Genomic DNA, 18,767 nt, shown 5'->3' with positions numbered 1-18,767 from the left:
AGAAGGTGCTAATTGATTCTAATCACTTAGGATGATGTAATTTATATTTTTCTATTTTATAGGCTGGTTTGTACAAAAGTATGGATACGCTTATTTGAGCATCTTAGTAAAAGAGCTGTTATCAAAAACTTTGTGAGTGTGAACATTGTACTTCATGTTTTAAAAGTTCTAGTTTGTCGAAGTATAGCGGTAACTGTTTGTTTTAAATGGTTTTATAAAGGCGTTCTTTAACACAAAGCCAATAACCTAAGCTACCTTAGTTAGGTAAGCATCTAGATTTTCAAAATAAACAAGTGATAACCAAATTCATTGGCGTATTGAGTGCATAAATTCACTTCTTCATCTATATCGCGAAGCGCTGCTGAGTTGGGCAGATCTTTTTTAAGTGCGGAGACACGGCTTTGTAAGGGGGCGTAATAGTTCTCCCAAGCTTGATTGCTCTGCTCAAAGTGTGTTGTAAGTTTATATCCTGCTTTGCTAATTTGCGCTAACCGCGTTTCAACATTCTGCATATCAGGGTAAGCTTTTGACCAATATTCCAATGCGTCACGACTTGGTGTATCAACTTTCCAAACTAAATCACTGAATACCAAAGCGCCGTGCTGAGCAATAAATGGCTTCCACTGTTTTAACGCGTTCTCAACGCCCATAATATACGCGCTGCCTTCGGACCAAATTAAATCAATACTCTCGGTCGCAAACTTGAGTTCTGTCATGCTAATACACTGGGTTTGTAATCTATGGGTAAAGCCTTGATGCTTAATACGCTGTGATAATGTGTTGAGGGCGGGCTGCTCATTGTCGACAGCGATAACTTGTGCTTGCGTATGTTTTATTAATAGTTCAGTTGCATACCCTTTTCCACAACCAATGTCTAGGATAGTGGTGAGCTCGGAGGGGACAAAAGATAAAGCTTTGAGTGTATCTTCATCACTGCCAGGAGCCCAGCGAGAGAGACCTGAAAATACAGTCATAAAATCAGCCATATATACGTCATGTTCATTCATATCTTTTGATAACCATTTTAGTCTGAGTGCTTCTTTTTCACTGAAACCTTGATTTATGAGCCAGCTGAGGTGGGCATCTGGCGCGATAGCGCTCAATTCTTCATGCCAACCTTGTTGTGGAGTATCACCTAATATAGCGAGGAGTAAGTCATGAGCTTGTTGCTTTTGCTGTATCTCGCTTTGTAAAGTCGCTAATCGGTCTCGTAATAATTGGCTGTTAATTTTGGCATCAAGGCAAGCTTTACACTCTTTGATCGTTAAACCGCCTGCGAGTAGTTTTTGAATTAACCGCACCCGTTGGACATCTTTGTCAGAATAGACTCGATAGCCGTTGCTAAGTCGTTTTGCACAGAGCAGTTGCTGCTTTTCATAGTAAAGTATTGCAGTGCGAGAAAGCCCCACGGACTTTGCGAGTTCTGAAATCTTATACACGTATGCTTGCCTATCTATATTCAACTGCGCTTAGTTTAAAGTATAAAGCGATAGACAGGTCAATTGGCAAATAATATGTTTGAATGATGTTTGGTGAAAATGTCAAAAATAAAAAGGGGCTTAATTGCCCCTTATATTTGTTTATGCGTTTAAGAAGCTAAGGTTTTTAGGCCTGTGCCGCTTTGTTCAATATTAAAAAAGTCCATTGTGCCATTCATGCTATTGGCTTGGTCTGCCATCGATTGACCGGCAGCGGTTGCTTGTTCAACCAGCGCCGCATTTTGTTGAGTCATTTCATCCATCTGTGTGATCGCACTATTGACCTGAACTATACCTTCAGATTGCTGTTTTGATGATTCGGTTAAATCTTGCATCATAGCGCGCACTTTTGAAGTCGCTTCAACAATTTCTAGCAGGGTTTCCCCCGATTTATTGACCAATGAAGTACCTTCTTCAACTTTGGTTTGGCTGTCTCTGATCAAATCCTTGATCTCTTTTGCCGCTTCAGAAGAGCGCTGTGCAAGGTTTCTAACTTCCCCTGCAACCACTGCAAAACCTCGGCCCTGCTCACCAGCTCTTGCGGCTTCTACCGCGGCGTTCAGCGCCAATAGATTTGTTTGGAAAGCAATTTCATCTATCACACCAATAATTTCAGAGATCTCTTTACTAGAGTCATTAATTTCTTTCATTGCCGTTACAGCCATATTGACGACTTGACCGCCTTGCTCAGCTCGGCGCTCGGCATCAAGGGAGAGCTCATTGGCGTTTTCTGCCCGTTTACTGCTTTGTTTCACACTGTCGGTCATGGCTTCCATACTGGATGAAGTTTCTTCAAGGCTTGAGGCCTGTTCTTCGGTACGTTGGCTTAAGTCCATATTACCTTGTGCAATCTCATTGGCGCTCTGAGAAATACTACCAGCGGACGAGCGAATACTAGATATAATTTCTGTGAGCTTGTCTGCAGTGGTGTTAGTATCTTCTTTGAGTTTACCAAATTTACCTTGATACTGATTGGTGATACGTTTACTTAAATCGCCATGGGCAAGGGCGCCGAGCATGTGCATGACATCGTCCAAAGCCACCTCTACCGTGCCGAGTAGGTCGTTAAGCCCCTGACTTAAGTTACCAAAGAAACCTGACTTACCTGTTGGATCAATTTTTTTACTTAAATCCCCCTGAGATGCAGCTTGCACGATCTCATCTATTTCTTTTTCAATATTTACCTCGGCGGTGCGGTCAACCCACTCCAGTACTGTCCCGATGCGTTTGCCATCTACTGAGATAGGGTTTGCTGTGAGGGCAAAGACTTTATCGCCGATATGCTCAACACTGCGATGTGTATCTTGCAGGTTTTCAAAAACTAGGCGTTGCTGTTCTGGCTCTAGGTAAAAGTCATGGATTGCAAAACCGATTAGATTGTTCGCCTCAAATACACCCACGTGCTGTTTAATATCTCGTTCAGATTCTGACATCATATTTTGCAGTGCGTTGTTGGCATATATGATATTGAGTTCTGGATCTGCGATCATGACGTTGCCAGAAACGCTATCGAGTGCATATTTGACCCGAGCGTTTTCGGAGGCAATCCGAGACTTTTCGCGCTCAAGAGCTAACCACTGGGTTTTATCTTGCCACTCGATAACGGTACCGACACGTTCTCCCTCAACTTTTACTGGGCTGGCGACAATGCTGAAGGTACGTCCTGCGATAACAAACTCGCTTTGGTGGCTAGTGGTCAAGTTGTCAAATTCAGCCAATAAATTTGTAAAGTGTGCAAAGTAATGGTCTATTGGGTTGTGTTTTATGGACTCAGGATCAAAGCCAACGAGTTCGCTTTCAATGTCTTTTTCAGCAGCTCTAAACATTTGTTCTAAAGAACTATTTAAGTAAATTACTTGATATGTATCGTCAGTTATCATCACTTGGCCTGACGAGCCATCGAGGGCGTATTTTACACGCGCATTTTCTGACGCGATTTGAGCTTTTTCTTTTTCGTTGGCAAGCCACTTAGTTTTGTCTTCCCACTCGTATACAAGGCCTACGACGTTACCATCTACGATTACAGGACTTGCTACAATGTCGAATGTTCTGCCTGCGATATTCAATTCAGCGTTGTAGCTATCGCTTAGGTGCTGTACAGCGTCTTCTACCTCAGAGAAGTCAGGCAAAGATTGACTGAGCGGGTGGTTAAGCAGCAACTTACTGTCAAATTGTGCATGAACAGAACAAATATCGGTACTGGCAACATCAAACATGGCGTAAATGGCATCATTTAAATAGATCACCTGATTGTTTGTATCGGTTATCATTACACAGGCACTGGCATTGTCTAGCGCGCTTTTGATACGGGCATTTGTACTCGCAATTCGTTTTTCTTCACGTTCTTTTTCTCGTATTTGGCGCAGGCTCTCTCGCATTGCCATCATAGATTTGAAAACACCTTTTGGCGTGCGTCCATCGTATTGTTCATCAAGGTCACCGCGAGAAATGGCGAGTGCCACTTTTTCAAGCTCACTCGGGTCCTTGCCCAGCTGAGCCATGACATTTCGTGTTAGTACAAACACAATGCATCCACTCAGCACCAATGCAATCACAAAGGTAACGAGGATATTGCCAACAGCTGACTCGTTTTCATCTTTAAGTCTAGGCCCAAGTTGGTCTTGATCTGTCTTCACCGAGAGTTTTAGATCATCAACCAACTTAGCAAACTTAGGACCGAGCATATCTAAGGTATTGGTTACCTTATCGTTGCGATCTACAATGATATCGTGAACACTCAAATATGCTTCTTTGTATTGTGCTTCTAAACCTCTCACTCGGTCGATTATGTCACGATTGGCTGCCGTATTTGTAAGCTGCTCTATCAAATCCATTTGTTGCTCAAAAGCGCTAAATTCTTGTTTAACCCGTTGATCAGCGCTCTCATCGTTGCTCTCGAGATATTTAATGACATATAGCCTCCCCAGCAGTAAATTCCGCATGGCGACGCCGGTTAAGTAAGCTAGCTGGGTGTTATTGCTTTCCGATGCACTAAACATTAACTTGGTCAGTTCCCTTTCCATTTGCGGACCAATTACGTTCAACTTATTGAATACCAAATCATTACGTTGTACTCGATAAGATTTAATCAAATCGAACGTTTCGTTATACACCGCGATTTTGGCGATGAGCTCGCGTACCATCTGAGCGCGTTCAGGTTTGTTGATTTCTCGTGTTGCATCATCAAGTAGGCTCTCTACTTGATTAAAATATTCGTCATATTGTTGTATGTCTTTTTCGCTACCAGTGAGCAAAAAGTCTTTCACATTCATGCGAACCATCAGCATGTTAGATTGCAAAATACCTGCAAGATTGCTGTCTCGAGCAAGCTCTCGATAATCTTTAAAACCATCGGATGCTATTTTGAGAGCAAAGTAGGAAATAAAGCCAATCACGGCTAACGTGATCATTAAGGCTGAAAAAGCAGCTATTAGCTTCGCGCGCAGTGTAGAAATGATATTGAAATGTATGGAATTAGCCATATTAAAATTCCCTTATACCGCAGGAGTTGCGTGAAATAAAAAAGTCCTGAACTCAAGTATAGAAGCTAAATCGCAATGCGTTTTATTATTGACAATAGAAGTGACCAGTTGGCTGGGATATAGCCCAGAATAGAGTGCTCAAAGAATTGAAATTTCTGAATAAGAATCTGATTTTATTGAAGTAAACTGTTCAGTCGAGAGAGTTGGCAGTTTAAATCTAGATTAGCATTAAGTGGTGACACTGAGCTTAGCAACTTCGTATTTTTGATAGGAAGGAAGAAATTAAGATGCAGTGTAATAGGCTGTTACCTTGAATTTCTGGTATTTAAATTAAGCGTATGATATCAAATCGTATATGTATTTGTTTCAGGAGCAAACACGCTGTGAGTAGTATAGTGACAATTAGGCTGGCAAAGGACGACGAAATCCACTGGGTAAATGATCAATATCAACGAGTCGGGTTTAAATTATCCAGTATCGACAGCGATGTTATTGCAATCGCGCTTATTGAAGGTCAAAAAGTAGGAGTTGGGCGAGTTCAACAAATTACAGAGCATGCTGCGGAATTAGGGGGGATGTATGTAAATCCAGACTTTAGAGGTGTGGGGGTGGCTGCTAAGTTGGTGGCATTTTTGGTCGACAATGCTTCACAATATGCCAGTGTGTATTGTTTACCATTTGCCCATCTTGCTAAATTTTATGGAAAATTTGGGTTTATGCCTGTAGAGGCTGGTGAACAACAAGTGCCTGATATCGTATTAAGTAAACACCATTGGTGCAATGAAATATACGAGCACGAGACACTATTGTTCGTCAAAAACAGTGAAAATTCATAAATGGCGATCTTATGGATGAGCAAGAAATTAGGCTGTTGTTAACGCAGCTATTAATGCCAATCGTTCAGTTTAATGAGTATGAAATAGAGTTGGCACTTGATTTGTTTTCATTTAAAACGTTTGAGTCAGAGGCGCACGTTTTTGTTAGTCAGGATATTGTAACAGAAGTGCATTTTGTATTATCTGGTCTTGGCCGTTATTACTACTTAGACCGTGACGGAAAGGAGTTCAATAAGTCTTTAGTGAAGCAAGGTGGTGCATTCACTAGCATTGGGTCGCTTGTAGATAGTAGCCCGAGTCCATTTTATGCCCAGGCGCTAACTCAATGTAAAATAGCATCAATACGATACGACGAACTCGTAGCCCTCGCAGAAGATAATCCCAACTGGGGTCGATTTGTACGAAGGCTTTACGAGCGATTAGCGCTTAAGAAAGAGCGTCGTGAAGCCAGTTTTCTGTTATTGGATGCGCAGCAACGATACGAACAATTCCTAATGGATTTTGGCAGCGAAAGCGAAAATATTGCGCTCAATCAAGTTGCTATGTACCTTGGTATTACGGATGTGAGCTTGTCTCGAATTAGAAAAAAGATGGGCTTAACTTAAGTTAAGGCAATATGTGGGGCAACAAATTATTGTTGTGCTTTTATCGACAGGAAGCATGACATGCGAAAACTACTGCCACCGCACTTATATCTTATTACTCTAGCAGCGATGGGAATGACCAGCTGGTTGTTTTCTTCTGCGCCTTTAGTATCTTATCCATACAATTTAATTGGCTTACCTATTGCTGTTTTAGGCATTGTATTGTCCAGCCTAGCGAAAAAAACCTTTTCTCAGTTGAAGGCGAATGTACTGACTTTTAACGAACCAAACCAGCTTGTCACACACGGCGCATTTCAATACTCTAGAAACCCTATGTATTTAGGGTTTGCAGTATCTTTGCTGGGTTTTAATATTTTGATGGGAGCCAGTTTATTATTTCAGCTCCCATTACTTTTATTTGTTGTGATCACAGATTGTTGGTATATCCGCTTTGAGGAGCATGCTATGCATAAGAAGTTTGATAAAGAGTACGTACTATACTGCGCTCAAGTAAGGCGTTGGCTGTAAAAATATAATCGGAAATTATGAGGGAGTAGGGTGGTCACTGTGAAGTGACAGCTCAATAAGGGTAATGAAGCACGTAGTAACATTGAGAAAATTAAAAAAGACAGACCAAATATACTTGGTACGCCACCTGAATGACGCACAGGTGATACAATATTTATCAGATAGGATCCCGCAACCTTATACGCAGCAAGACGCTAGCTGGTGGTTGGAAGTTGGGTGCGAGCAAAATGCAATAAACCGGGCAATAGAGGTCGATGGCCAGTTCTGTGGCGTAATTGGGGTGTATCTTCCTGAAGGTGATATGCTGCGAGCTAGTGCAGAGATTGGATATTGGGTTGGCCATGAATTCTGGGGAATGGGGATAGCAACACAGGCGGTAGTGATGTTTTCAACCATAGTATTTAACGAATCGGACGTAGTTGAATTGAGTAATCCCGTTTCAGCCCCTAACAAAGCATCCATCCGCGTTATGGAAAAAGCGGGGTTTAAGTTAAAGCAGGTGAGCAAGAAAACGGCCAAACATCAGCAGTGCTTTTTTGATGAGCATGTGTATTCGCTCAACCGCTCTGCTTTCCTCGGAACAGTCTAACAGGAGTGAACAAAGCGACCTTGAGCTCAACAGGTCGCTTGTTTATTACTTAATTGATCATAGCACTATTGCGGTATACAAGCTTGCGGATGAGTACATGCCCAAATAGAGCGACATGCAGCGCGTGTTTCTACTTGAGGCTTTCCGCCAGCAACATTAGGTGTAAGGTCTTTGTCCAAAGGACGGTTATTAGAAAGGTTTTTTAATGCGTTTTTTTTCATTGTTAATTTCATTTGTATCTCCTTGATTTGTACTAAATTGTACCTTTACAAAGCTAACGAATACTTAAGCTTGATTCAATGCAAATACATGAACTGTTACATTCATTGGGTATTTGGGGAGTGAATAATCTATTTGAAGTCATCTGTAAAAATATGTGTATTTGCTGATTTTTTTATGGACGCTCTTAATGAATTGTTTTATATACTTTCTTTTTATTGAACAATTGATTGTATTGATTAGCGGCAATTGATGAGAAGTTATTTTCCTAATTGTTACAGTTTATTTCCATATAGGCATAATTGAAATATTTCATCCGACTGACACGATATAGCGCTCGTGATACAATCGCCCGTCAAATTTATTGGTAGTATTTCTGCCGTTTGTAGAGAGTTAAATAGTATGAGTGAGTCGTTTGCAGCGATTGGATTAGTAAACCCTAAATCGCCTACCAATGTTGGAGGAGTGCTGCGTGCCGCAGGGTGTTATGATGCAAATGCTGTATATTTTAATGGTAACCGATACGCAAAAGCTGCCAAGTACCATACGGATACGAAAAATATTGCCGACAATATCCCAATCCAACAAGTAGACGATCTTACAAGCTTAAAAATAGCAGGCAGAGCACTTGTGTGTGTCGAGCTAGTTGAAGGCGCGACGCCATTACCTCAATTTATCCACCCTGAAAACGCGCTTTATGTTTTCGGCCCTGAGGATGGCAGCTTGCCACAAAATATTGTTGATGCAGCAGATGCAGTCGTTTATGTACCTACAACGGGGTGTATGAATTTGGCAGCAACTGTTAATGTCTTGTTGTATGATCGTATGGCGAAGCGCTCGACAAACTTTGATAAAAACCAGATTTTAGCAAGCCGAGATACCAATAACCGCCTAACGGTAGGGTAATTCCGAATGTGAAGGGCGTTATTGAGCAGATAAATTGAGTGTCGTATGTTTGTTTGCTGCAATGATAGTTAATAGGCAGCAGTAAAAGCCGCGCAATGACGCGGCTTGTGTATATTTATCCGAGGTCAAACCTGTCTAAGCGCATAACTTTAACCCAAACTTTGACAAAGTCATTGGCGAATTTTTGTTTGGCATCGTCAGATGCGTATACCTCAGCGATGGCTCTTAATTCAGAGTTAGAACCAAAAATTAAATCAACAGAACTCGCCTGCCATTGTTGCTTACCCGTTTTTCTATCAAAACCCAGATAAATCCCCGGTTGTGATTTAGATTTCTGCCACTTGGTACGCATATCTAACAAGTTTACGAAAAATGCATTGTCTAAGCTGCCAGGGGTGGTGGTAAGCACACCTGTTTTAGAGTTGTCGGTGTTTGTTTCAAGTACACGCATGCCACCTAAAAGTACAGTCATCTCCGGGACTGACAAACCTAGCATATTGGCTTTATCGACGAGCATTTTTGTTGGCGACATATATGCATCGCTGTGATAGTAGTTCCTGAATGCATCGGCTTTTGGCTCTAAATAATTGAACGACTCTATGTCTGTTTGGCGCTGTGTTGCATCGGTTCTGCCGGGAATAAATGGCACGGATACAGACAGCCCCGCTTTGTTAAGTGCATTTTCAAGTCCAGTCGCGCCAGCAAGGACAATCACATCAGCTAGAGAGACTTGGCGGCTTACACGTTTGTTAAATTGAGTTTTGACTTGCTTTAATTTTGCGAGCACCTTTTTCAGTTGTAGAGGGTTGTTGACGGCCCAGTGATTTTGTGGCGCAAGTTGGATCCGTGCGCCATTAGCTCCGCCTCGCATATCTGTTATTCGATGGCTCGACGCTGCTGCCCAAGCGGTTTCTATTAGATCCGAGTTGGGTAATCCGGTTCGTTTGATGGCGGTTTTCAAGGCCTCAATATCTTTTGGCGTGATAATGTCTCCTTCATGAGGAGGGATTGGGTCTTGCCACGTAAGAGCAACTTGAGGAATTTCGCTGCCCAAATAGCGAGCTCTTGGTCCCATATCTCGGTGTGTGAGCTTAAACCACGCCTTAGCAAAGGCCAGTTCATACTCTTTAGGATCAGTACGGAATTTTTCGATAATTTGACGAAATGCAGGATCTTCTTTCAAGGCGAGATCTGTGGTGAACATTATCGGTGCGCTGCGTTTATTTTTGATATGTGCATCAGGTACTAGGTTGGCAGCTGCTGGGTTGTCAGGGATCCACTGAATTGCACCAGCAGGGCTGGTTGTTTGCACCCAGTTAAAATTCATGAGGTTGTCCAAATAATTGGTTGACCACTGTGTAGGAGTGACTGTCCATGCACCTTCAAAGCCGCTGGTACTGGTATCAGCACCTTTACCGGAACCACATTTATTTTTCCAACCGAACCCTTGTTGCTCTGTTGGGGCGGCGGCCGGCTCTTTACCAATACAATCGTTAGGTTTTTTGGCCCCATGGGCCTTGCCAAAGGTATGGCCTCCGGCAATCAATGCGACAATTTCTTCATCGTTCATCGCCATGCGGCCAAACGATAGGCGAATATCTGCGGCAGCTAACAGAGGGTCGGGTTTGCCATGTGGGCCTTGTGGATTCACGTAAATCAACCCCATTTCGACGGCTGCCAGTGGACCTTTGAGTTTGCCTTTTTTGTCGCGCCGCTCATCCACTAAGAACGTGGTTTCTGGACCCCAGTAAACTAGATCAGGTTCCCAATCATCGCTTCGTCCGCCAGCAAATCCGATAGTTTTAAAGCCCATAGATTCGAGCGCAACATTACCGGACAGGACCATTAAATCAGCCCATGAAAGCTGTTTTCCATACTTTTGTTTAACAGGCCACAGTAAGCGCCTTGCTTTGTCTAAGTTGGCATTATCAGGCCAGCTATTAAGTGGGTTAAAACGTTGCTGTCCGCCAGCAGCTCCGCCACGACCATCATGCACGCGGTACACACCAGCACTGTGCCAAGCCATACGGATCATTAAAGGGCCATAGTGTCCCCAGTCTGCTGGCCACCAATCTTGCGAGTCAGTTAGGGTTGCTTTGATATCGGCTTTCACCTGCGTTAGGTCGAGCTTGATAAATTCCTTTCTGTAATCATAGTTTTCACCATACGGGTTGGATTTGATGCCATGTTGTCGAAGTGGGCTGAGGTCCAACTGCTCAGGCCACCAGAACTGATTTGTTTTTATTTGAGTTGCAGCAGTGGAGGCGGTGGCTGTGTTTGCAATTGCCATCGCGATACCTGTTGCAAGTGTGATCAATTGAGTACGCATAAATTAAGCTCCAAAAGGGTTATTTAGACCCGCCAAACGGTTCTAAGTGGTGACCTTTTAGAGCCTAAGTGGACAGCTAACAATTGAAAAATTGAATAACTTAAAGATAGTTATCAGTTTTTTAGAATGTTTAAAGAGTGTTCAATAGAATGAGTTTATCTCTTTGAATCTTATAGTTTTATTTTTTATACATCGTTTTGTCTTTATAGTTTTGATTGAAAAGTGTTCATTTTGGCGGGTGCATATATGAATTTATTGATTAAACTAGTCAAAATAATCAATAAAAAAGAACGTAATAATGGTTTCTATAAAACAAATTGTCTATGCACTGGCTGTTGAGAAAACACTGCATTTTAAAAAAGCAGCAGATGCATGCCACGTTTCACAATCTACGCTCAGTACTGCGATCCATGAACTGGAAAAACAATTGGGCACAGTGATTTTTGAGCGCAATAATAAACATGTTTTCGTGACACAGCAGGGGCAACTGCTCTTAGATAAAGCGCGTAAAATAAAGCTCGAAGTAGACGAGTTTATGATGTTATCGCAATTGAATAATTCACCGTTGTCTCGGTCCATGAAAATAGGTGTGATCCCAACAATTGGACCTTTTTTACTACCAAAAGTCCTCCCAGAAGTTCGGCGACAATACCCTGAATTTAAGTTGAAAATCATAGAAGAACAGTCCCATGTATTAACTGATATGTTACGTCAGGGTGAGTTGGATGCGGCTATTCTCGCTTTGCCATACCAGATTGACGGGTTAATGGCTTTTAACTTTTGGCAAGAAGATTTTTATTGGGTGAGCCACAAAGATGAAAGTGGCGCAAGGCTGCAAGAGATCACCAGTGAGCAATTCGATATCGCAAAATTGATGTTGCTCAAAGATGGGCACTGTTTAAAAGACCATGCGTTGAGCGCGTGCAATTTACCGCAAGACCAGAAAGATACCTCATTTGATAGTACAAGCTTACATACGCTCATTCAGATGGTTGCAGGCAAGATTGGCACGACTTTAGTGCCTCAAATGGCACTAGACCAGCTAGTCAAAGGAGAGTCAGAGCTAGTTGCACTGCATCTCAATGAGCCTGGGCCACATCGCACGATTGCGATGGTTGTGAGGCCTAACTATGTTCGAACAAACGATATCACGATACTTCAAAAGCTGTTTGAAAAGGAACTTAGCAAGCATTGTGTAATGAGCTATTGCGGTATATAAAACCTGTTGTTTAGGCCTCGTTTTAGTCGTTGCCCCCGAATTTGTGTGATGCGCTGATGAAATGATTCTTGTTGTGTACTAACTGGTTGTTACGCATTTAGCTTATTGGTAACGCCTAGCTACATCAAAGTATGGAAAAGTAACACTCAATAACAACTCGCTTGGATTGTTGCCAATATACTCTGACTCAAAGCCTATTGGAGGAGAGTATAGTGAAGTTAATCAACAGTTTAGTACTATCAATTGCAGTATCGGTTTTAGCCGGGTGTAGTAATGATGATACCTACACCGCCGATGTAAGTGCGATCAATTTGGTCAATAGTGAAATCGATGTTTATTGGCAGTTTGATAAAGAGCGAGATGAAATGTCTTTATCTAATGGCAATGGAATGTTGTTTGGCGATAAGTCGGCTGAAAAGCTCTTAATCCAGGATAATACGGATGGAGACGTGTTTTCATTTTATGCAGTCAAAGGTAATTCAAAAGAGACTGCGATTGAATCTACGCGGTTCCGTTTTTCTAAACATGGTGACTATGTAGTATACAGCTATGGTCGCTTGGATAACGACTCGGCACAGGCTGCGCAGTTAGATGCAGTTAAAATCTATGATGGAGAAATAGCGACGAGTAAATACCGCGTCATTGTTGTTCATACTTATGTGGCTGATATGGGCAAGGTTGATGTGTATATGGGAGACCAAAAACTCGTGGAAGATCTGGAGTATGGCGAGGCAACCGAGTTTGTAGATTTATCGATTGATTTAAATGAATTGATTGTCGTCAAAGCAGGCCAAGGTGCAAACACTGATACACCAATAGCCAAAATTACACTGTCTCCACAAGCTGGAGATATTCATTTAGCTTATATTACAACGACTTCTGAGAATGAAGGTAATATTAAATCGTTCAACGTAACCCCTGCAAAATAGCACTATCGCCTGTGTCTCGATACCCCGCACTTTAAAAGTGATTACCTAACAAAGCGGCTTGTGCCGCTTTTTTGCGCACCTTTAAATTAAATTCTTAAAAATAGAATGTTCAACTCTAATATGGCTAATTTTATTCCTAAAAAAAGATAGTAAACTTGTTTGCAAGTAAGGCAGTTATGCCAGATGAAAAAATTTAAGCTTAGGAGCAATACAATGAATTTAGTGAATATCATTTCAAACAACGATAGTTTATCCAATACCGCCAGCTTATTAGGTCGCATTGGTTTATCAGTCATATTTATCTTAGCTGGCCTGAACAAAATCCAATACTTTGATGGCAACGCACAGTATCTTGCATCAGGTGGTTTGCCTGAGTTTTTACTTCCACTGGTGATTGTGTTTGAGTTGATTGGTGGTTTATTTATTCTAGCTGGAGCGCTAACACAACTGACAGCTTTAGCCTTTGCTGGGTTTTGTGTAGTGAGCGCGTTGCTATTTCATAATAATCTTGCCGATCAAATGCAGTTTTTTATGTTTTTTAAAAATATTGCAATGGCTGGTGGCTTTCTAGCCTTGGCATCTGCTGGTGCTGGTCGTTTTAGTGTCGATTATAAGTTAGCAAACGCTAAATGATACGAGTAGGGCCAACTCAATGGCCCTTGATACTTAAGGTTATGTTGGTAATTTAAATTTGTGAACGTGGCATAGTATTTTTAGCAATATATGTAGATTACCAGTGGGTGTTGAAGAGTATATTAGGAGCAAAGCAATGGGTTTATTAGTAAACGGACAATGGCATGATAAATGGTATGACACAAAATCAAGTAATGGAGAGTTTAAGCGTGAAGCTGCACAGCTACGAAACTGGATTACACCTGATGGTGAACCCGGTCTAAGTGGCGAAGGTGGTTTCATGGCGCAAAAGGGCCGATACCATTTGTACGTTTCGTTGGCATGTCCTTGGGCGCATCGAACGTTAATTTTTAGGACTATTAAGGGCCTAGAAGAGTATATAGACGTGTCTATAGTGAGTCCTGACATGCTTGAGAATGGCTGGACTTTTGATAAAGCTGCAAGCAGCACAGGCGACGCGCTATACGATAGTGAATTTATGCACCAGTTATACTCAAAAAACAAAGCGGATTACACTGGTCGAGTGACTGTGCCTGTTCTTTGGGATAAGTACCAACAGCGTATTGTCAGTAACGAATCCTCTGAAATTATCCGTATGTTTAATGACGCTTTCAATCATTTAACGGGCAATGCGCTAGACTTTTATCCTCAGCATCTGCGAAATTCAATTGATGAGATAAACGCCTTCATTTACGAAAATATTAACAATGGCGTCTATCGTACAGGTTTTGCAACCAGTCAAGAAGCGTATGAACAAGCCTTCGGTCAGTTGTTCAATGCACTTGATAAAGTGGAGCATTTATTAAGTGAAAACCAGTACCTAGTCGGCGATACATTAACAGAAGCAGATTGGCGCTTATTTACGACATTAATTCGTTTTGATGCGGTTTATGTTGGCCATTTTAAGTGCAACAAGCGCACAATTGAGAGCTACCCGAACTTGTCGAACTATATTAGAGCGCTTTTTCAATATTCGGGTGTGGCTAAGACAGTCGATTTCTATCACATCAAGCGTCACTACTATTTTAGCCATACAATGATCAACCCAACACAAGTAGTGCCACAGGGGCCCGATATTGATTACAGTACTAGGCACAACAGAGCGTCATAGCGCCGCTGTTGCTTCAGAAAGTTAGTGATGCAAAGCTAAGGGCCAGTTCAGGCCCTTTTAATTGTTGATATCCTTTTGAGCTAACAAGGTTGACTGTGCCGATATAACTTGCCATTTATCGCCGTGTTTTGCCCAAACCCGAGAAAATGCAAAGTGACCATCTGCATTTTGACCGCTATACGTGCCTGTAATAGAGGCGAACGTGTGTACAACACATGTTTCTTGTTGAGTTATTAAATCAAGGTTATATAAATCGATAGAGTTTATATTCAGTAAACCAGATCGATGTAAATCTAAATCATCATTTTTTGACAGCCTCTGTCCAAGGTGGTTGGTAAAAATGAGTTGGTCGCTCAATAAACTGTCCAGAGCGGCGATGTCTGATTTTTGCATAGCTATTTTTAATGCCTCTTCAGCCTGCAATATGTGTTGTACTAGATTATTGCCCATAATAAGCCTACGTGTTTGCTGTAAATTTTACATGTTATGGTGAAGGGGGCGCATGGTTATTCTAGTCCCAGGGCGAGCAGAAAGATAAAAACTCCCACGAAATACATGCTATTTATAATCTTAATATTGACCAAGCCGTCTACGTTTCCTTTCCATGACTCTTTAAGTGGCGTAAAGAGTATTTTCGGTTGCAGAGCGAAACCGAGCAAAAGCACAAAGGCCCCACAAGATTTGAGCATTTCAAGAGGTTGACTTGCAACGATGATAAAATCGTAAATTCCACTCAAGAGAATAATGAGAGCAAATACCAACCATACTAATGATGCAACTTTTTCTTTAACTGCTAAATTTCTTATCATATGTCGCTCGCTAATATGCCGTTTGATTTATTTGATTAAATCAAAAAATATACAGGGTTAGTAGTTTTATCAATCAGGAAGGGCTGTTTTATTCACCAGATTCTTATTTTTCTTGAGTAATTGTGTGCTGTATACAGCATTATATTGGCGCATTCTTGGGTTTTTGGAGCCAGTTAATAAGCCGCAAGTTAAAACTTTAGTTGCGGCTTATCTTACAAATAGCTTTATATTTTTTGACGACAAACCCCGTGTATTCTTCTATCCCAAAAACCGATCACAGGATAATAACCAGTTGCTCTAGCCCACCGAGCCGCGCTTGCTGTTATCAAACCATTTTGCTGCGCATAATTTATTGCTAGCAAGTAGTTCGGATAGTCTACTACACAGCGCCCTGTCTCTGTGTACGCACGATGTTGGTACTCGGCTAAGTCCATTACTGCCAGTGAGTTAAATGACAATAAAGTGAGGCTGACTGCACATAGTACTTTTTTACTTATCATGATGGTGTCCTTATTCGTTTTGAGTTGTCAATTAGCTGGGTTAGGCCTTGCAAATACCCGAAATGATAAATACAAAGGCGTCAATCACAGGATAGTATCCGTTACTTGAGCCCCATTGCGCCGCGGCATCCGTGATGAGACCTCTGTCACGGGCAAAATTATTGCGGAATATGACCTCTGAAGGTCCAACAGGTGCGCCCGGTCTTCGCAGTTTACATTTTATAGCGTGAATTGAACTCGCATGCGCGATGTATTCATCCAATGTCATGGGAGTGGCAGAGGTAGCTGCTGGCATTGCGATGTATTCATCCAATGTCATGGGGGTGGTAGAAGCAGCCGCAGGCATCGCGAGTGATGCCACAAATAAAAGTGTTTTAAAGTACATTTGAATTTCCTTATTGAATTAACTTATTTTTTGAGAATGATTTGTATGTGCTAATTTTGTTTGTATACGAGTCAAGATTAATACTGAAAATGGCTGAAATTTGACCGGAAAAATAATCAATAACGGGGTAATAACCAAATGCTTTGCCCCAGTATGATGCTCTTTCAGTGATCAAACCTTGCTGATATGCGTAATCGATATAAAACTTGACCCGCTCATAGCTTGGTGGTCTAGCGTAACAGCGAACCATACTATCTTGTTCGGCTCTTGCTCGATATTGTTCAAATGTCATTGCGGCAAGCACGCCACTTGATAACAAAGACAATAACCCAACAGAGGCGAATAGTTTTAATTAAATCGGTTTTGAGTGCGAGATATAACATATCAGGTGAATTCTATCTCGAGAGAAGAAATCGACTATTGGATAGAATCCATTTCTTATACCCCATTGAGAAGATTGCTCAGTGATTAGCCCTTGGTCACGAGCAAACTCATTACGCAGTCTAATCTCTTCTATTTTTCGGGGTCGCATATAGCGAGCCTCCCAACATTGGTATCTTTCTTCATATGAAGTTGCCCGCTCGATATATTCATCTAGCGACAATGCAGCAGCTGATTCAAATGTAAACAAAGAGAGTGCTCCTGCTGATGCGAGCGTCTTAAAAGTCATAATAAATCCTTTATATTGTGTAGTGTATTTAACTTGTTATGGGATCCAAATTTAAATAGTAAGTGTTTAATTCCGCTTCAATTAGAATGCTATTGTCATGTAGCCTTGCTGTTAAGGTTTGCCAGCAGAGCAAACTGCGCGGACGTCTTGCCAAAACATATCGATGATAGGGTAAAAACCATTGGCCCTTCCCCAATTGGCGGCACGTGTTGTAATAAGCCCTCGATACAGTGCTTCATCAATATATTGCTGCCAATTTGAGGGGGCTGGGAAGGTATTGCAGCGCGAGTGAGGCTGACTGCCTATAATGGCACGATACTGATATTCAGATATGTTCATTGATGCAAATGATTCAAATGAAAGTATAGAAAACACACTTGCAAAGGTGAGCTGTTTGATGTTCATAGTGATTTCCTTATGTAGTTTAAACGATCCAGAATAAATAAAAGCGCTGATATTTTTGATTAGATGCCTCTGCAAATGGCGTTAATTCTGCCTGAGTTAGGGTCAATTAAAGGGTAGAAGCTGTAAGCCTTGCCCCAATAGGCTGCTCTTTCAGTAATTAAGCCCCTGTTATGTGCATCGTCAATTCGTCTCGCTAATTCTTGAAATGAAATAGGTCCTGCATAACACGTTCCTGGTGGACCGTTACCTTCAAGGGCAAAGGCGCGATATTGAGCTAACCCCATAGCAGCAGAAGCATCAAACGAAAGTAATGACAATAGCGCTGAGAAAGCGATAGTTCTATAAATCAAATTTCTATCCTCTTTTTAGCAATTTACGCTTGAGTCCTGAGCTTAACCACGGCATATTGCCAAAACTGACCGAGTATAAGTGTCCACAACAGGGTAGTAGCTATATGCTTTTGCCCAAAATGAAGCTCGTTGAGTAATAAGTCCCATCCCAAGTGCGAAATCTATTCGAGCTTTGACTTCAGTGTATGATGTAGGTTTTGAGGTACAGCGACCTGCAGCTTGTGCATCTCTTTGCGCCATAGCTTCATAGGCAGCCATGCTGATCGCCGCATTAGAGTCAAATGACAGTAAAGCGATAGCGCCTGCAAAGGTAAGTGATTTAAATGACATGGAACACTCCCATTTAAGGTTTGATATTACCGCCTTAGTTTTATTTACCAAGGCGCATACGATTAAAGGTAAAATTGACTTCAGCCTTATCTACCTGCCGCTTCCACTGCAAACTGCGCCTATAGTAAAGCTAAAAAAATCAATAACAGGGTAGTAGCTATAGGCCTTACCCCAATCCGCGGCTCTTTTGGTAATTAGCCCCTGATTAACTGCCCAATCAATGCGCCTTACCATTTCATGGTATGGGAGAGGGCTATATACACACCGCCCTCTTATTTCTGAGTCTACCTGAGCGCGGCTCTTATAAGCTGCTAAGTCCATCATTGCGGCAGATTCGAATGACAGCAGAGACAATGCGCCTGCGAATGCAAGAGTTTTTATCATCATGATAATTTCCTTATTTATTAACATTTAGTAATTGGAGATTATTTTTTAAATACTTATATATGCACCTTTATAGGGCTATTAATTTAAG

The 18,767-nt window shown here is 41.7% G+C and carries 23 protein-coding genes; 9 read left to right on the top strand and 14 right to left on the bottom strand.

The window, feature by feature from the left end; translation table 11 throughout:
• Positions 1-272: 272 nt before the first annotated feature.
• Positions 273-1,439 carry a MerR family transcriptional regulator gene (locus tag QNM18_RS03585; protein WP_284136366.1) on the bottom strand — a complete coding sequence of 389 codons (1,167 nt, stop codon included), beginning with the start codon at positions 1,437-1,439 and terminating at the stop codon, positions 273-275.
• Positions 1,440-1,588: 149 nt separating this feature from the next.
• Positions 1,589-4,960: a methyl-accepting chemotaxis protein gene (locus QNM18_RS03580; protein WP_284136365.1), complete on the bottom strand. Its 3,372-nt coding sequence runs from the start codon at positions 4,958-4,960 to the stop codon at positions 1,589-1,591.
• Positions 4,961-5,343: 383 nt separating this feature from the next.
• Here QNM18_RS03580 and QNM18_RS03575 point away from each other — a divergent pair, with 383 nt between their 5' ends.
• The 4 genes from QNM18_RS03575 to QNM18_RS03560 all read left to right on the top strand — a co-directional run bounded on the left by QNM18_RS03575 (position 5,344) and on the right by QNM18_RS03560 (position 7,497).
• Complete coding sequence (locus QNM18_RS03575) at positions 5,344-5,796, top strand: GNAT family N-acetyltransferase (RefSeq protein WP_284136364.1); 453 nt, start codon at positions 5,344-5,346, stop codon at positions 5,794-5,796.
• An 11-nt stretch (positions 5,797-5,807) separates the two neighbouring features.
• On the top strand, positions 5,808-6,401 hold the full coding sequence (locus QNM18_RS03570) for a Crp/Fnr family transcriptional regulator (RefSeq protein WP_284136363.1): 594 nt from the start codon (positions 5,808-5,810) through the stop codon (positions 6,399-6,401).
• A gap of 60 nt (positions 6,402-6,461) precedes the next feature.
• Positions 6,462-6,908: a methyltransferase family protein gene (locus QNM18_RS03565; protein ID WP_284136362.1), complete on the top strand. Its 447-nt coding sequence runs from the start codon at positions 6,462-6,464 to the stop codon at positions 6,906-6,908.
• A 64-nt stretch (positions 6,909-6,972) separates the two neighbouring features.
• The gene (locus tag QNM18_RS03560; RefSeq protein ID WP_211009151.1) at positions 6,973-7,497 is read left to right on the top strand and encodes a GNAT family N-acetyltransferase; all 525 of its coding nucleotides are present in this window, start codon (positions 6,973-6,975) and stop codon (positions 7,495-7,497) included.
• 65 nt (positions 7,498-7,562) lie between these two features.
• On the opposite strand, the gene QNM18_RS03555 is transcribed toward QNM18_RS03560, so the two are convergent.
• Positions 7,563-7,730: a hypothetical protein gene (locus QNM18_RS03555; RefSeq protein WP_023400499.1), complete on the bottom strand. Its 168-nt coding sequence runs from the start codon at positions 7,728-7,730 to the stop codon at positions 7,563-7,565.
• 388 nt (positions 7,731-8,118) lie between these two features.
• Here QNM18_RS03555 and QNM18_RS03550 point away from each other — a divergent pair, with 388 nt between their 5' ends.
• Positions 8,119-8,622, top strand: a complete 504-nt coding sequence (locus tag QNM18_RS03550) for an RNA methyltransferase (protein WP_211009152.1) — start codon at positions 8,119-8,121, stop codon at positions 8,620-8,622.
• A 115-nt stretch (positions 8,623-8,737) separates the two neighbouring features.
• Here QNM18_RS03550 and katG read toward each other — a convergent pair whose 3' ends face one another.
• The gene (gene katG, locus QNM18_RS03545) at positions 8,738-10,912 is read right to left on the bottom strand and encodes a catalase/peroxidase HPI (RefSeq protein ID WP_417714769.1); all 2,175 of its coding nucleotides are present in this window, start codon (positions 10,910-10,912) and stop codon (positions 8,738-8,740) included.
• 337 nt (positions 10,913-11,249) lie between these two features.
• Between katG and QNM18_RS03540 the strand changes: the two genes are divergently transcribed.
• From QNM18_RS03540 to QNM18_RS03525, 4 genes are all read left to right on the top strand, one after another.
• Positions 11,250-12,170, top strand: coding sequence for a hydrogen peroxide-inducible genes activator (locus QNM18_RS03540; protein ID WP_211009154.1), 921 nt, complete (start codon positions 11,250-11,252; stop codon positions 12,168-12,170).
• A gap of 212 nt (positions 12,171-12,382) precedes the next feature.
• Complete coding sequence (locus tag QNM18_RS03535) at positions 12,383-13,099, top strand: hypothetical protein (RefSeq protein ID WP_284136360.1); 717 nt, start codon at positions 12,383-12,385, stop codon at positions 13,097-13,099.
• Between the two features lie 213 nt (positions 13,100-13,312).
• Positions 13,313-13,732 carry a DoxX family protein gene (locus QNM18_RS03530; protein WP_211009156.1) on the top strand — a complete coding sequence of 140 codons (420 nt, stop codon included), beginning with the start codon at positions 13,313-13,315 and terminating at the stop codon, positions 13,730-13,732.
• Between the two features lie 136 nt (positions 13,733-13,868).
• Positions 13,869-14,843 carry a glutathione S-transferase family protein gene (locus QNM18_RS03525; protein ID WP_284136359.1) on the top strand — a complete coding sequence of 325 codons (975 nt, stop codon included), beginning with the start codon at positions 13,869-13,871 and terminating at the stop codon, positions 14,841-14,843.
• Positions 14,844-14,900: 57 nt separating this feature from the next.
• Here QNM18_RS03525 and QNM18_RS03520 read toward each other — a convergent pair whose 3' ends face one another.
• The 10 genes from QNM18_RS03520 to QNM18_RS03475 all read right to left on the bottom strand — a co-directional run bounded on the left by QNM18_RS03520 (position 14,901) and on the right by QNM18_RS03475 (position 18,679).
• Entirely contained in the window at positions 14,901-15,293 is a 393-nt protein-coding gene (locus QNM18_RS03520) for a nuclear transport factor 2 family protein (protein WP_284136358.1), read from the bottom strand.
• A 56-nt stretch (positions 15,294-15,349) separates the two neighbouring features.
• Complete coding sequence (locus QNM18_RS03515; RefSeq protein ID WP_211009159.1) at positions 15,350-15,652, bottom strand: hypothetical protein; 303 nt, start codon at positions 15,650-15,652, stop codon at positions 15,350-15,352.
• Positions 15,653-15,876: 224 nt separating this feature from the next.
• On the bottom strand, positions 15,877-16,152 hold the full coding sequence (locus QNM18_RS03510; protein ID WP_211009160.1) for a hypothetical protein: 276 nt from the start codon (positions 16,150-16,152) through the stop codon (positions 15,877-15,879).
• A gap of 40 nt (positions 16,153-16,192) precedes the next feature.
• Entirely contained in the window at positions 16,193-16,513 is a 321-nt protein-coding gene (locus QNM18_RS03505) for a hypothetical protein (RefSeq protein ID WP_211009161.1), read from the bottom strand.
• Between the two features lie 34 nt (positions 16,514-16,547).
• Complete coding sequence (locus QNM18_RS03500) at positions 16,548-16,829, bottom strand: hypothetical protein (protein ID WP_284136357.1); 282 nt, start codon at positions 16,827-16,829, stop codon at positions 16,548-16,550.
• 60 nt (positions 16,830-16,889) lie between these two features.
• Positions 16,890-17,207, bottom strand: coding sequence for a hypothetical protein (locus QNM18_RS03495; RefSeq protein ID WP_284136356.1), 318 nt, complete (start codon positions 17,205-17,207; stop codon positions 16,890-16,892).
• Positions 17,208-17,318: 111 nt separating this feature from the next.
• The gene (locus tag QNM18_RS03490; protein WP_211009164.1) at positions 17,319-17,612 is read right to left on the bottom strand and encodes a hypothetical protein; all 294 of its coding nucleotides are present in this window, start codon (positions 17,610-17,612) and stop codon (positions 17,319-17,321) included.
• A 59-nt stretch (positions 17,613-17,671) separates the two neighbouring features.
• Positions 17,672-17,962 (bottom strand): hypothetical protein, encoded by a 291-nt coding sequence (locus tag QNM18_RS03485; protein WP_211009165.1) that lies wholly within the window; start codon positions 17,960-17,962, stop codon positions 17,672-17,674.
• Positions 17,963-18,004: 42 nt separating this feature from the next.
• On the bottom strand, positions 18,005-18,292 hold the full coding sequence (locus QNM18_RS03480) for a hypothetical protein (RefSeq protein WP_211009166.1): 288 nt from the start codon (positions 18,290-18,292) through the stop codon (positions 18,005-18,007).
• Positions 18,293-18,382: 90 nt separating this feature from the next.
• Positions 18,383-18,679: a hypothetical protein gene (locus QNM18_RS03475; protein ID WP_284136355.1), complete on the bottom strand. Its 297-nt coding sequence runs from the start codon at positions 18,677-18,679 to the stop codon at positions 18,383-18,385.
• Positions 18,680-18,767 lie beyond the last annotated feature (88 nt).

The organism is Pseudoalteromonas obscura (assembly GCF_030135505.1).
Taxonomy (GTDB): domain Bacteria; phylum Pseudomonadota; class Gammaproteobacteria; order Enterobacterales; family Alteromonadaceae; genus Pseudoalteromonas; species Pseudoalteromonas obscura.
Note: the sequence above shows the minus strand (reverse complement) of the source record. Positions and strands in the feature narration are given on the sequence as shown.

Excerpts from the sequence above, each read along its gene's own strand:
- QNM18_RS03510 (WP_211009160.1), bottom strand. The coding sequence starts at position 16,152 with ATGATAAGTAAAAAAGTACTATGTGCAGTCAGCCTCACTTTATTGTCA.
- QNM18_RS03520 (WP_284136358.1), bottom strand. The coding sequence starts at position 15,293 with ATGGGCAATAATCTAGTACAACACATATTGCAGGCTGAAGAGGCATTA.
- QNM18_RS03570 (WP_284136363.1), top strand. The coding sequence starts at position 5,808 with ATGGATGAGCAAGAAATTAGGCTGTTGTTAACGCAGCTATTAATGCCA.
- QNM18_RS03500 (WP_284136357.1), bottom strand. The coding sequence starts at position 16,829 with ATGACATTTGAACAATATCGAGCAAGAGCCGAACAAGATAGTATGGTT.
- QNM18_RS03550 (WP_211009152.1), top strand. The coding sequence starts at position 8,119 with ATGAGTGAGTCGTTTGCAGCGATTGGATTAGTAAACCCTAAATCGCCT.
- QNM18_RS03475 (WP_284136355.1), bottom strand. The coding sequence starts at position 18,679 with ATGATGATAAAAACTCTTGCATTCGCAGGCGCATTGTCTCTGCTGTCA.
- QNM18_RS03560 (WP_211009151.1), top strand. The coding sequence starts at position 6,973 with ATGAAGCACGTAGTAACATTGAGAAAATTAAAAAAGACAGACCAAATA.
- QNM18_RS03555 (WP_023400499.1), bottom strand. The coding sequence starts at position 7,730 with ATGAAATTAACAATGAAAAAAAACGCATTAAAAAACCTTTCTAATAAC.
- QNM18_RS03540 (WP_211009154.1), top strand. The coding sequence starts at position 11,250 with ATGGTTTCTATAAAACAAATTGTCTATGCACTGGCTGTTGAGAAAACA.
- QNM18_RS03495 (WP_284136356.1), bottom strand. The coding sequence starts at position 17,207 with ATGACTTTTAAGACGCTCGCATCAGCAGGAGCACTCTCTTTGTTTACA.
- QNM18_RS03490 (WP_211009164.1), bottom strand. The coding sequence starts at position 17,612 with ATGAACATCAAACAGCTCACCTTTGCAAGTGTGTTTTCTATACTTTCA.
- katG (WP_417714769.1), bottom strand. The coding sequence starts at position 10,912 with ATGGCAATTGCAAACACAGCCACCGCCTCCACTGCTGCAACTCAAATA.
- QNM18_RS03525 (WP_284136359.1), top strand. The coding sequence starts at position 13,869 with ATGGGTTTATTAGTAAACGGACAATGGCATGATAAATGGTATGACACA.
- QNM18_RS03515 (WP_211009159.1), bottom strand. The coding sequence starts at position 15,652 with ATGATAAGAAATTTAGCAGTTAAAGAAAAAGTTGCATCATTAGTATGG.
- QNM18_RS03565 (WP_284136362.1), top strand. The coding sequence starts at position 6,462 with ATGCGAAAACTACTGCCACCGCACTTATATCTTATTACTCTAGCAGCG.
- QNM18_RS03530 (WP_211009156.1), top strand. The coding sequence starts at position 13,313 with ATGAATTTAGTGAATATCATTTCAAACAACGATAGTTTATCCAATACC.
- QNM18_RS03580 (WP_284136365.1), bottom strand. The coding sequence starts at position 4,960 with ATGGCTAATTCCATACATTTCAATATCATTTCTACACTGCGCGCGAAG.
- QNM18_RS03480 (WP_211009166.1), bottom strand. The coding sequence starts at position 18,292 with ATGTCATTTAAATCACTTACCTTTGCAGGCGCTATCGCTTTACTGTCA.